9 protein-coding genes are annotated in these 12,582 nt (G+C 67.0%); 6 read left to right on the top strand and 3 right to left on the bottom strand.

Annotated features, from left to right (window positions below; genetic code table 11):
- Positions 1 to 133 precede the first annotated feature (133 nt).
- Positions 134 to 319: a hypothetical protein gene (locus BLR41_RS20145; protein ID WP_092631927.1), complete on the top strand. Its 186-nt coding sequence runs from the start codon at positions 134 to 136 to the stop codon at positions 317 to 319.
- Between the two features lie 53 nt (positions 320 to 372).
- Here BLR41_RS20145 and BLR41_RS20140 read toward each other — a convergent pair whose 3' ends face one another.
- Positions 373 to 1,308 carry an NAD-dependent epimerase/dehydratase family protein gene (locus tag BLR41_RS20140; RefSeq protein ID WP_092631622.1) on the bottom strand — a complete coding sequence of 312 codons (936 nt, stop codon included), beginning with the start codon at positions 1,306 to 1,308 and terminating at the stop codon, positions 373 to 375.
- 477 nt (positions 1,309 to 1,785) lie between these two features.
- On the opposite strand from BLR41_RS20140, the gene BLR41_RS20135 reads away from it, so the two are divergent.
- The 5 genes from BLR41_RS20135 (at position 1,786) to BLR41_RS20115 (ending at position 9,594) form a co-directional block, all read left to right on the top strand.
- Positions 1,786 to 2,658 carry a hypothetical protein gene (locus BLR41_RS20135; protein ID WP_092631619.1) on the top strand — a complete coding sequence of 291 codons (873 nt, stop codon included), beginning with the start codon at positions 1,786 to 1,788 and terminating at the stop codon, positions 2,656 to 2,658.
- Positions 2,658 to 4,283 (top strand): amidohydrolase, encoded by a 1,626-nt coding sequence (locus tag BLR41_RS20130; RefSeq protein WP_092631615.1) that lies wholly within the window; start codon positions 2,658 to 2,660, stop codon positions 4,281 to 4,283. Before BLR41_RS20135 ends, BLR41_RS20130 begins: the two co-directional genes overlap by 1 nt.
- 534 nt (positions 4,284 to 4,817) lie before the next feature.
- Positions 4,818 to 6,296 (top strand): aldehyde dehydrogenase family protein, encoded by a 1,479-nt coding sequence (locus tag BLR41_RS20125; protein WP_342745401.1) that lies wholly within the window; start codon positions 4,818 to 4,820, stop codon positions 6,294 to 6,296.
- Positions 6,297 to 6,406: 110 nt separating this feature from the next.
- Positions 6,407 to 7,324 carry a LysR family transcriptional regulator gene (locus tag BLR41_RS20120; RefSeq protein ID WP_092631612.1) on the top strand — a complete coding sequence of 306 codons (918 nt, stop codon included), beginning with the start codon at positions 6,407 to 6,409 and terminating at the stop codon, positions 7,322 to 7,324.
- 53 nt (positions 7,325 to 7,377) lie between these two features.
- On the top strand, positions 7,378 to 9,594 hold the full coding sequence (locus BLR41_RS20115; protein WP_245694615.1) for a thiamine pyrophosphate-dependent enzyme: 2,217 nt from the start codon (positions 7,378 to 7,380) through the stop codon (positions 9,592 to 9,594).
- A gap of 437 nt (positions 9,595 to 10,031) precedes the next feature.
- Here BLR41_RS20115 and BLR41_RS20110 read toward each other — a convergent pair whose 3' ends face one another.
- A complete protein-coding gene (locus tag BLR41_RS20110) occupies positions 10,032 to 10,925 on the bottom strand; it encodes a methylenetetrahydrofolate reductase (protein ID WP_092631609.1) in 894 nt (297 codons plus the stop codon).
- Positions 10,926 to 11,087: 162 nt separating this feature from the next.
- Positions 11,088 to 12,551: an adenosylhomocysteinase gene (gene ahcY / locus BLR41_RS20105; protein WP_092631522.1), complete on the bottom strand. Its 1,464-nt coding sequence runs from the start codon at positions 12,549 to 12,551 to the stop codon at positions 11,088 to 11,090.
- Positions 12,552 to 12,582 lie beyond the last annotated feature (31 nt).

The following is a 12,582-nucleotide window of genomic DNA, read 5'->3' as shown; positions in this document are numbered from 1 at the left end:
TCCCCGATGGTTGCCGGGCCCGGCCCGGCAACCATCGGGGACGGAAGCTACCGTTCGTGCCAGGGGCGCTGTTTCGGGCCGTGCCGTCCGGAACGGCCCTGATGCGGCGACACATCATCGGTGAGGAGTGACGTTGACGAATTTCGAGACTCCGGAATGGGACGCCGCCGAACAGGCGGAACAGTACGGGGAGAGGGCCGAGAGCCCCACCGAGCCCGATGAGCCGTTCGCCGGGGCGACACTGTCCGACGCCGACCCGGCCGATCTCGCCGAACAGCACATGGTGGTGCCCGACGACGAGGAGTACGAGCACGGCTGAACTCCGCTCGACTCCGGAAAGCACGGGCACGAGCACCCGTCGTACGACGGTGCTCAGACGGGCCAGAGCCCGAACAGTCCGGCCAACCCCTCACGCCAGCTCGGCCAGCGAGGTCGCCACCCCGATACTTCCCTGAAACGGAAGTTGCTGGCCCCGCGCTGTTCGGTCAGCAAGTGCACCGTCGCCCAGTCCAACTGCTGCCTGGCCTGCTCCAACGTCAGCGAGACCGGCTCGGGACCTCCGATCATACGTGCGTAGGCGGGCAACCACTCCCCGCTTTCGGCCGGCTCGTTGTCCACCACGTTGTACGCGGCCGGCTCGACATCGTCCAAGGCCTCGAACACGGCCGCCGCCGCGTCCTCCACATGCGTGAACGAGGTGATCCCCTCCCCGCTCTCGACCAGCGGCAGGGAGCCGCCCAGCACGCGCCGATGGATCTCCCCTCCTTCCGCGAACGGTGTGTCGCCCCCGTAGAGCGCACCGAACCGCAGGGCCACACCCTCGATGTCCGACTCCCGCAGCAGAATCCGTTCCATCTCCTCGACGGCACGGCAGGCCACCCCCCATTCGTCCGGGGCGGTGGTGAACAGCGGGCTCTGTTCGTCAGCGACTTCGTGTCCCTGCGGGGCGTACGCGGTGGCGGAGCTGCGCGCCACGACACGACGCACCCCCACATCGACGGAAGCGTCCACCAGATTCCGGGTTCCCCGCTCGCGCAACCGGGCAGTACGCCGCAACGTCTCGTCGCTGTCCATCCCGTCGAGGCCGGACAGTTGCAGCACGACATCGGGCGAAGCGGCTCGCAACACACCACGCAGGGCCGGACAGTCGAACAGATCACCGAGCACGACTGTCTCGGCCCCCGCACGGGGTTCTTCCTCGGCTTCACCGACCAGAACGGTCACTCGGTGGCCGCGTTCTGCCAACATCGGCAACAAATGTCGCCCGATCACACCGGTGGCTCCGGTTACGAACACACGCAAAGGCACTGGGACCTCGCACCGCGATCGACAGCAGCACCCAGCACCTTACCGCTTCAAACATCGTCGACACGGGTGAATTCGCACGGCCATTTCGGCTACTGAGAGTCTTCGGGCCAGGCCCGACTCGCTTTCTTCCCCGGAACAGCGTCGAGCACGGACGCGAGTCCGCCGCACCACGAACTCACCGAACTCCCCGCACCTGCCACTCTCCTGTCCCCGCACGAGGCGCTCCCCGACCACCTCGGTGGAACTCCGACCGTTCGATGCGCCGACACAGCTCACGCGCAGCCGGGAAGATGCGTGGCGGCGCGATGTCACCACGCCACACCACCGGCCGGGCTGCGCACTCGAACGACTGGCCCAGGACGGAAGTACGCACTACTAGGCTTGGGTCGGAGTCGTCTCCCACCACCGCGCTCCGAGTACCAGTCGCGAAATCGCGGGAGCGGCCAAATTCGGCCATCAGACCGGGAGGATGCAGGTATGAGCCAACCGGAACCACCGCGGGAGCCCGGCGAGACCGAAGCGCCGGGAACGTTGGATCAACACGGGCAACAGGAGATGATCCAGCGAATCGGTCGGGGAATCGTGCACTCGCTGCCACCCGGCTGGCAGGAAGTGAGGGTGCGCTACCGCGCCGTCGGTTCGTACCGCGAGCTGGCCGCGGAATTGATCGCACCCAACGGTACGGGAATCCCGGTCGCCATGACCTCCGAGGTGAGCGAGCTGTTCGCCGAGCTGCGACACGGTATGTACCAGCCACAGCGGGGCACGTGGATCAGCGCCACCTACAGACTCAGCAGACCGGCCAGCTACAGCGTCGACTTCAACGGCGACCACCGTCCCGACTGGGAACAGGAACCCCCGCACACCGAGTTCGCCGCGGAACTGAGTCAGTATCCACGTGCGACGCACAACATCCCCGGATGGCTCGCCGAGCGAGCCGGGCTGAGCGCTCCCAGAGCAGCCACGAGCCCGGACCAACTGCACAGAGCCGACGTATTCGACGGCACCGACGCCGTGGGGCGTCCGGTGACGAACCGCCAGGCACTCACCCCCGAGGAGCGGGACCGAGTACTGGAATACCTCGAACGCGCACCCGTGGTTCTCGCGGCACGCGGTTACGACAGCGACCGGCTCGATCCGTACGGCAAGGCCGCTGTGCCCATGACGTTTCACACCGACGGAAGCTGGATCTGGCCGGGGGCCGTCGGCTACTACCTACGCACCCACGAACTGGCCCCGCAGCCAGAGCTGGTGGAACACATCCGCGAACATGAGTTCCAGCTTCCCTACGTGGACGACGAGGCCCGCGAACTGGCGGTTTCGGTGATCACGGCGGAACAGCACCGCTGATGCTCACCGCCGACACCGTGTTCCTGGGTGGTCCGGTGGCGACCATGGACCGCACGCGGTCGTTCACCGACGCGGTGGCGGTGGGCGACGGCAGGATCCTCGCCTTGGGACGCACCGAGGTCGAGAAACTGCGCCGAAGGAGCACCGAGATCGTCGATCTGCGCGGCAGGCTGCTGTTGCCCGGGCTGCAGGACGCCCACGTGCACCCACTCTACGGCGGGCTGCAACTGGTCAGATGCGACCTGACCGACAGCGGTGGGCGCGCGGAGTGCCTGCGGCGAATCGCCGAGTACGCCGGGGCGAACCCCGGAGCGGAGTGGATACTCGGCGGCGGCTGGGAAATGGCGTCGTTCCCGGGCGGTTGTCCGGATCGGGAAAGCCTGGACCGGGTGACGGGCGGACGCCCGGCCCTGCTGATCAACGAGGACCAGCACAGCGGTTGGGCCAACAGCGCGGCCCTGCGCGCGGCGGGCATCGAACGGAGCACCGCCGACCCTCCCGGGGGGCGCATCGAACGTGAGCGGGACGGCACTCCGCGGGGAACGCTGCACGAGAACGCGGTGGAACTGGTGAGCCGACACGTTCCGGAAAGCAGCCGCGACGAATACCTGCGTGCACTGCTGGCGGGCCAGCGCAGCCTGCACGCGCACGGAGTGACGGCCTGGCACGACGCCATACTCGGCCGATATCTGAACTATCCGGATCCGCTCGATTACTATCGGGCGCTGCACGGCGAAGCCCTGTTGAGCGGACGGGTGACCGGTTCGCTGTGGTGGGACAGGCAACGCGGCACCGAACAGATCCCCGAACTTCTCGGTCGAGCCGAGGCAGCACGCGTCGAAGGCGTACGAACCGGCTCGGTCAAGATCATGCTGGACGGGATCTGCGAGAACTTCACGGCCGCGATGCTGCACCCGTACCTGCACGGGCACGGCAGCGGCATTTCGTATCTCACCTCCGCCGAGCTGAACGAAGCGGTCCGCGCGCTCGACGAGGTGGGCTTCGCGGTGCACTTCCACGCGGTCGGCGACCGCGCCGTACGGCAGGCGCTGGATGCCGTGGCCACGGCGCGCAGCACGAACGGCGACCGTGGAAACCGGCACCAGATCGCCCATCTGCAGGTGGTGCACCCGGATGACCTGACCCGCTTCGCGGAGCTCGGTGTAGCGGCCAACATCCAGGCCGAGTGGGCGCACAACGACGCGGCGATGACTGAGCTGACCGCCCCCTACCTGGGTCCGCTGCGGTACGCCCGGCAGTACCCGTTCGGATCACTGCTGGCCGCGGGAACGCCGCTGGCCATCGGAAGTGATTGGCCGGTCTCGACGCTCGATCCCATGCGGGCGATACACGTGGCCGTCAACCGCACCGAGCTCGCGGACACCGAACCACCGCTGCTCCCCGGAGAGGCGATCACGTTGTCCGACGCCCTGGCCGCAGCGACGATCGGCAGCGCTCGGGTTCACCGGCTGGAGCGGCACACCGGGTCGATCACGGTGGGCAAACGCGCCGACCTGACCGTGCTCGACGCGAATCCGTTCGAATTGCCGCTCCGAGAGATCGGTGAGGTCGGCGTGGCCATGACCGTGGTCGACGGCAGGGTGGTGCACGAGGCCCGCGACTGAGCCCGAACACTGCCCGCTCGGACGAACAGCCCCCGTGGAAAGACCCGAGCCACTCGGCCGGGCAAGCTATAAGGCCTCCTTCGTGCCGTTTCCTCATCCGAATCGTTCGTTCCGGTGCTCGCCCCATGAACTTTATTTCACTCAAAACTGAAAATACAGGTGCTGTTGTCGCGGTTGAAGAAGCTGTACCGGCGAGCACGGAAAGCGGGACGGCGAATCACGGAGCACGCCAGCTGCACTGTTGCATCGCCCGGAAGAGCGCAAGCTTCGCTGTTGCTCGACACGAACAGGAGTCGTGCTTGAAGTCCTCTACCTCGCCGGGAACACGGTCTACGGTGGCGGTACCGGGAGCGTGGAAGCTTCCCCTCCCGGACGTGCAGAACACACCGGCAGGAATGGGGTGCCCAGGTGGAGGCCACGACGTGCCGCTCGGTGATCGGTTCTCCCGAGCAGGCGGGAGACGCCGCTGAGCACACGACGCCGCGCGGAGAATACGGTCAGTACCTTTCGCGGAACCCCGCGGAACTGGACGACGTGGTGGCGCGCGTCGAACTGGACGGCCCGGACACGTTCCTCGCGGCCGCCAGGCGGGCGAAACGCGCACAGCGGGAATGGTCACGCGTACCCGCCCCGGTCCGCGGCCGCGTTGTCGCCGGGTTCGGCAGGCTCGTCGAGTCCAACAAGCAGGCCCTCGCCGGTCTGGTTACCCGCGAGATCGGCAAGCCGTACACGGAAGCACTCGGCGAAGTGCAGGAGATCATCGACACCTGCGACTACTTCGTCGGCGAAGGCCGCAGACTGTACGGTCAGACCGTCCCTTCCGAAATGCCCGACAAACAGCTTTTCACGTTCCGCGCACCCGTGGGTGTGGCCGCCGTGGTCACGGCGGGCAACTTCCCGGTGGCGGTTCCCTCCTGGTACCTGGCGCCCGCCCTCGTCTGCGGCAACGCGGTGGTGTGGAAGCCGGCCGAATACGCGGCGGCCACCGCCCGCGCGCTCGCGGAGCTGGCATGGCGCGCAGGAGTCCCCGAAGGGGTGCTGAACCTGGTCTACGCGGAGGGACAACCGACCTACGAGGGGCTGCGGGCCGCGTTGGAGGACGGCGCGGTGGACAAGGTCGGTTTCACCGGTTCCAGCGACGTCGGTCGCGACATCGGCGAACTCTGCGGCAGGTATCTGCAGACCCCCTGCCTGGAACTCGGTGGTAAGAACCCGATGGTGGTGGCCCCCGACGCGGAGCTGGACCTGGCGGTGGAGGGCGCCCTCTTCTCCGGGTGGGGAACAGGAGGACAACGCTGCACCTCGCTGGGCAACCTGATCGTGCACCGGGACGTACACGACGAGTTCGTCTCGCGATTGGACGCGGCCCTGCGGGAAGCCACGATCGGTAACCCGACCCAGGAAGTGCTCTACGGCCCGATGCTGGACCGGAAGTTCGCCGACGGGTTCGAGAGATTCCTCGAGGCGATAGAGCCGCACCATCGGGTACTCGGCTCGGAAGCCACGGGGCGCATCACCGACTCCAACCCCCGGAAGGGCTTCCGCGGCGACCACTCCACGGGGCTGTACTACCACCCCGTGCTGGTCGACGGGCTGCGCACCGAGGACGTGCTGTTCCAGCGGGAAACCTTCGGCCCGATGGTCGGGGTCACCACCTTCGACACCCTGGAAGAGGCCATCGAACTGGGCAACATGCCCGGTTACGGGCTCTCCGCCGCCGTGTACACCACCGACCCGGGCACGGCCTTCCGATTCCGGGAGGGAATCACAGCGGGCATGGTCAGTGCCAACAACTCCACCTCGGGTGCGGAGGCGCACCTGCCGTTCGGTGGTAACGGCAAGTCCGGCAACGGCAGCAGGCTCTCGGGCATGTGGGTCATCGACCAGTTCACCCGATGGCAGTCGCTGAACTGGGACTTCTCCGGCAAGTTGCAGAAGGCGCAAATGGACGTCGGAGCCGTGGAACCACAGTTCGACTACCGTCTGCCCACGGAGCTGCGCGGGCACCGGTGACCCCGCCGGCCGCTACTCGTGACCGGAGCCGAAGAGCGGGAACGTGCGGGAGGTACCGCCACCCGCACGTCGAACAGCTCGGGCCGACGCAGTCTTACCGAGAAGGCAACGTGCTCAATCCGATACACCTGCGGACCCTAAGAGAATGCGTACGAACCGGCTCGTTCGCCGAAGCCGGTCGAGTCCTCGGCTACACCTCCTCAGCCGTGTCACAGCAGATGGTGCTGTTGGAGCGCGCTCTCGGCGCGAGCCTGTTCGAACGGACCGCGCGCAGCATCCGGTGCACGCCGCTGGCCGAGCGCCTGGCCCAGCGCAGCAAGGAGGTACTCGGGGAGCTGGAAGCCATCGAGCGCGAGATGCGAGCAGTGGCGGTGGGGGAAACCGGAAGCTTGCGGCTGGCGGGCTTCGCCACCGCCAACGCGCGATTGCTTCCGGACGTGCTGGCTGCGGTGGTGGCCGAGCGTCCGAATGCCCGGGTGCAACTCGACGAGGGCGAACCGGACGAGGTCATCGGGGAGGTTCTCGACGGGAACGTGGACGCGGCCGTGGTGTTCGAGTACGATCTCGACCCCCGCAGTTGGCCCGCGGAGCTCCGTGTCGAGGAGCTGCTGGCAGAACCGCTCCGGCTCTGCCTACCGGCGAAACACCCGCTGGCGGAGCGGGAAGCGGTGCGCCTGGACGAACTCGCCGCGGACTCGTGGACCTGTACCCGAGACGACACCGCCGGGGCACGGGTGCTGGTGCGGCTGGCGGCCGCGGCGGGCTTCGTTCCGAACATCGTGTTCCGCAGCAACGACTACAAGGTGATCCGCGACCTGGTCGCCCGTGGCCTCGGGCCCGCTCTGCTGCCCGCCATGGCGGTTGGTGACGAGGACGTCGGCGTCAAACCGATCGCCGGACGACAACCGCACCGACGAGTCCAGGTGATCTACCGGCAGCACAACACCAACCCGCTGCTGCCGTTGGCACTGGAGCGATTGGCGAAATCCTGTGCGGCACTGGCCGAGAGGTGGGCCGCACCCGGGTGAGTCCCTTCGCATCGGAGTTTTCCACATCGTTCACGGCGGGAGCGGAAACGACATTGAATCGGCGAACACCGCGAACCGAACCGGTCGACGACAACTTCCTGCGGGAAGTGGCCGCGTGGTCGGAAGGACAGGTCCCCCGGAGTCCGGGGGAGGCGTGCGACGTTCGGACCGGACGGGAACTGCTCGAACTCTTCGACAGCCAGCTCGGCAGCAGACACCTGGACCTGGCAGCGCGTGAGCTGGGAGCTCGGGGGGTGGGCTACTACAGCATCGGCTCCGCCGGGCACGAGTCCAACGCCGCCGTCGCCGCCGCGCTGCGCACCACGGATCCGGCACTGCTGCACTATCGCTCCGGGGGGTTCTACCTGCGCCGAGCCGCCGAAGTGTCGGACCTCGCACCGTTGTGGGACGTACTGCTCGGAGTCGTGGCAGCCGCCTCGGAGCCGATAGCCGGGGGCAGGCACAAGGTGTTCGGACGTGGCGAGCTGAGTATCGTGCCGCAGACCTCGACCATCGCCTCGCACCTGCCACGGGCGGTGGGGCTCGCCTTCAGCATCGAACGTGCCGCGAAGCTGGGACTGCGGACCGAGTGGCCGCGGGACTCGGTGGTGGTGTGCAGCTTCGGCGACGCCTCGGCGAACCACTCGACCACTGCCGGAGCGCTGAACACCGCGGCGCACTGTGCCTACCAGCACATTCCCCTCCCACTGCTGTTGGTGTGCGAGGACAACGGGATCGGGATCAGCGTGGCCACCCCGGAAGGCTGGATACCACGGTCACTGAGCACACGTGCCGAACTGACCTGGTTCGACGCGGACGGCAGGGATCCGCTGGAGTGTCTGGCGGTAGCGGAACGCGCCGCGAACTGGGTCCGTACCCACCGCCGCCCCGCCCTGCTTCGGCTGCGCACGGTTCGTCTGATGGGACACGCCGGCTCCGATGTGGAAACCGGGTACCGCAGCCCCGAGGACATCACCGCCGATTACCGGCGGGACCCCCTGCTGGGTACCGCCGAAGCCCTGGTCGACCACGGTGTGCTGGACGCGCGGCAGGTGATCGACCGTTACGAGGCCAAACGCGCCGAGGTCGCCGAGACCGCGGAACGGGCTCTCGGCCAACGCAAGCTGGCGAGTTCCGCTGAGGTACGTGCTTCGATCGCGCGCGACAGCCCCGAGCGGATCGCCGAACGAGTGCGGCTGGTCACCGCTGAGACGACCGAGCGGGACACGGTCTCCGGTGCCGCGCCGTCGGAGCAAGGGACTCCGTTGACGCTGGCCCAGAGCATCAACCGCGCGCTCTCCGAGGAGCTGGCGCACAACGAAGGATCGCTGGTTTTCGGTCAGGACATCGCCCGCAAGGGCGGGGTTTACGGGGTCACCCGCAGCCTGCACCGAAAATTCGGCGGGGCCCGGGTGTTCGACACCCTGCTGGACGAGCAGAGCATCCTCGGGACCGCGCTCGGAGCAGGGCTGGCGGGGTTGCTCCCGATTCCCGAGATCCAGTATCTGGCCTACCTGCACAACGCGGCGGACCAGATTCGCGGTGAGGCGGCCACGACGGGATTCTTCTCCAGCGGGCGGTACCGCAACCCGATGGTGGTGCGAGTGCCGAGCTATGCCTACCAGCGGGGCTTCGGCGGGCACTTCCACAACGACAACAGCGTCGCCGCGCTACTGGACATCCCCGGCGTGGTGGTGGCCTCACCGGCAAGGCCGGACGACGCGGCCGCGATGCTGCGGAGCTGCCTCGCCGCCGCCGACGTGGACGGGCGGGTGTGCGTGTTCCTGGAACCGATCGCGCTCTATCACACCCGCGATCTGCACGAAGCGGGCGACGGTGCCTGGACGGCCGAGTTTCCCACCGGCGCCGAGGGGCACGTCCCGCTCGGCTCCGCGGCCGAGTACGTCTTCGGCTCGGACCTGACAGTGGTCACCTCGGGAAACGGTCTCGCCATGAGTCTGCGGGTGGCACGCCGACTGCGGCAACGCGGGGTGGGAGTGCGCGTGCTGGACCTGCGTTGGCTGGCACCGCTGCCCCGACACCAGCTGTTTCGGGCGGCCGAGTCGACCGGCAGGGTACTGGTCGCCGACGAGACCAGAACCTCCGGTGGCATCTCGGAGCGGGTGATCACAGCACTGATCGACCTCGGGTTCGCCGGCGCCGTACGTCGAGTAAGCAGCGCCGACAGTTTCATCCCACTGGGCGAGGCGGCCCATCACGTGCTGCTGGACGAGGAGAGCATCGAACGAACAGCACTGGAGATGATCTGACCACCTTTCCGAGCCGGGCGAACACCTCGTGGGAGAAAACGTCGGGCGAAACGGCGAAGAACCTCTACCGGCGCTGGTTGCGGGAGCCACGGGCCGGTGAGCCCCGCGTGGCGCGGGAGATCGTCAGCGAGGACTTCGCCATTCATCACGGGGAGATCCGCCCCCGGCACCGAACGGGAACTGAGTGGAGCGGCAGGTGCGACGAAGCTGGTGGAATGGGGCGGGCAACCGTTCGAACGTCCGCGATTCACGCTCGAGGTGGTCCCGATCGTGGCAGGCGACCTGCCGAGCGCACGATGGGTCGGCAACGGAACCCACCCGGGCGGTGTGCCCGGTGCCACGGCGGCACCGGCTGAAGGGCCGCGAACCGTAAGGTGTCGTCGTTCCCGCGCGGGAACGACGACACCTTACGGCAGGAAACATCGTGGTGAAACGACTCAGGCTGGTTGCAGCACTCCCTCGGCCAGCCCGAGGTTGTCCACCACCTCACGGGTGGCCTTGGCCCGATTGAGGCTGTAGAAGTGCAGGCCTGGAACCCCTTCGGAGATCAGGCGTTCGCACAGCTTGGTGCTCAGCTCGATTCCCGCCGCGCGGAAAGCCTTCGGGTCCTCGACCAACGGGTCCAGCACGTTGGAGACCTCGGTGGGCACGGGCACTCCGGCGAGATGTTGGAACTTGCTCAGCACCTTCGGCGTGGTTATCGGCATCACACCCGGCAGGAGAGGGGCGTGGCAGTCGCGGGCAGCGAGCCGGTCGCGCAGCCGCAAGAAGTACTCCGGCTGCAGGAACAGCTGCGCCACGGCGAAGTCGGAGCCCGCCCTGATCTTGTTGACCAGGTGATCGGTTTCGGTTTCGATGTCCGTCGAACGCGGATGCATGTGCGGGAAGGCGGCTACGCCCACCGAGAAGTCGCCCCAGGAACGGATCAGCCGAACCAGCTCGTCGGCGTAGAGGATCCCGTCCGGATGCGGAATCCACTCCCCCATCGGATCACCGGGCGGGTCTCCCCGGATCGCCAGAACGTTTTGGATCCCCTCGCTCGCCAACGATCCGACGACGTGCCGGAGCTCGTCCTTGGAATGGTCCACACCGGTCAGGTGGGCCATCGGCAGCATGGTGGTTTCCTGGGCGATACGCCCGACCGTGCGAATCGTGCGGTCCCTGCTGGAGCCTCCCGCACCGTACGTGACGGACACGTAGGCGGGGTCCAGCGGTTCCAGCTCGCGCACGGCTTTCCAGAGGATCTGCTCTTCGTCGTCGTTGCGCGGCGGGAAGAATTCCACCGAGAACACGGTCCTGCCCGGCTGTAGCCGGTCCACAACCCGGGTCACGTGCTGGCCTCCTTGTGTTGTTCTCACCGGCTCGGAAACGGCCCCCGCCGGTATCGGGTTCCACCGACAGGCGGCGCGGGCCGTTCCGCTCGGTAAAGCGGGGCGGCCACCACCCACGGCGGTGGCCGCCCCGAACCGCATCAGCGTGCGAACCGAGCCGGATCAGTAGCGGTAGTGCTCCGGCTTGTACGGTCCTTCGACGTCGACTCCGATGTATTCGGCCTGGGCCTTGGTCATCTTGGTGAGGTTGACGCCGAGCGCGTCCAGGTGCAGCCGGGCGACCTTCTCGTCGAGGTGCTTGGGCAGCATGTAGACGTCGCGGTCGTACTCGTCGGTCTTGTTGAACAGCTCGATCTGGGCGATCGTCTGGTTGGTGAACGAGTTCGACATCACAAAGCTCGGGTGCCCGGTGGCGTTACCCAGGTTGAGCAGCCTGCCCTCGGACAGCACGATGACGGCGTGCCCGTCCGGGTAGGTGAACTCGTGCACCTGCGGCTTGATCTCGGTCTTGGTGATGCCGGGGGTCTTCTCCAGACCGGCCATGTCGATCTCGTTGTCGAAGTGGCCGATGTTGCCCACGATGGCGTTGTGCTTCATCCGGCTCATGTGCTCGGCCGTGATGACGTCGAAGTTGCCCGTGGTCGTGATGAAGATGTCGGCGGTGTCGACGACCTCCTCCATCGTCTTGACCTCGTAGCCCTCCATCGCGGCCTGCAGCGCGCAGATCGGGTCGATCTCGGTGACGATGACCCGGGCGCCCTGGCCACGCAGCGACTCGGCCGAACCCTTGCCGACATCACCGAAACCGCAGATCACAGCGACCTTACCGCCGATGAGCACATCGGTGGCACGGTTGATGCCATCCACCAGGGAGTGGCGGCAGCCGTACTTGTTGTCGAACTTCGACTTGGTGACCGAGTCGTTGACGTTGATCGCCGGGAACAACAGGTCACCGGACTTGACCAGCTCGTAGAGCTTGTGCACACCGGTGGTGGTTTCCTCGGTGACGCCCTTGATCTCCTTGGCGGCCTTGGTGAACCGCTGCTTGTCGTTGGCCAGGCTCTCACGCAGCACCGACAGCACGACCTTGAACTCGTCCGGATCGTCCTCGGTCGGCTGCGGCACAGCACCGGCCGTCTCGAACTCGACGCCCTTCTGGACCAGCATGGTGGCATCGCCACCGTCGTCCAGAATCATGTTCGGACCACGGTTGTCGGAAAAGCCCTGGAACAGCTGGTTGGTGCACCACCAGTACTCCTCCAACGTCTCACCCTTCCAGGCGAACACCGGGACACCGGCGGGCTTGTCCGGCGTGCCGTTCGGGCCAACCACCACGGCCGCGGCGGCCTCGTCCTGGGTAGAGAAGATGTTGCAGGACACCCAGCGCACCTCGGCACCCAGCTCCACCAACGTCTCGATCAAAACGGCGGTCTGCACGGTCATGTGCAGCGAACCCGCGATACGCGCACCCTTGAGCGGCTTGCTGTCCGCGTACTCCCGGCGAGTCGCCATCAGGCCGGGCATCTCGTGTTCAGCCAGCCGGATCTGGTGACGGCCGGACTCGGCCAACTTCGGATCCGCGATAGCGAACTCGATATTCCCTGCCTTCTGCAACTTCGGGCTCATGATTTCCCTTCCTCGTTTCCTCAATCGGGCA

Origin of the sequence: Actinopolyspora mzabensis (assembly GCF_900101095.1) — a bacterium.
Taxonomy (GTDB): Bacteria; Actinomycetota; Actinomycetes; order Mycobacteriales; family Pseudonocardiaceae; genus Actinopolyspora; species Actinopolyspora mzabensis.
Note: the sequence above shows the minus strand (reverse complement) of the source record. Positions and strands in the feature narration are given on the sequence as shown.

Coding starts and splice junctions, on each gene's coding strand:
- BLR41_RS20135 (WP_092631619.1), top strand. CDS start 1,786: ATGAGCCAACCGGAACCACCGCGGGAGCCCGGCGAGACCGAAGCGCCG.
- BLR41_RS20130 (WP_092631615.1), top strand. CDS start 2,658: ATGCTCACCGCCGACACCGTGTTCCTGGGTGGTCCGGTGGCGACCATG.
- ahcY (WP_092631522.1), bottom strand. CDS start 12,551: ATGAGCCCGAAGTTGCAGAAGGCAGGGAATATCGAGTTCGCTATCGCG.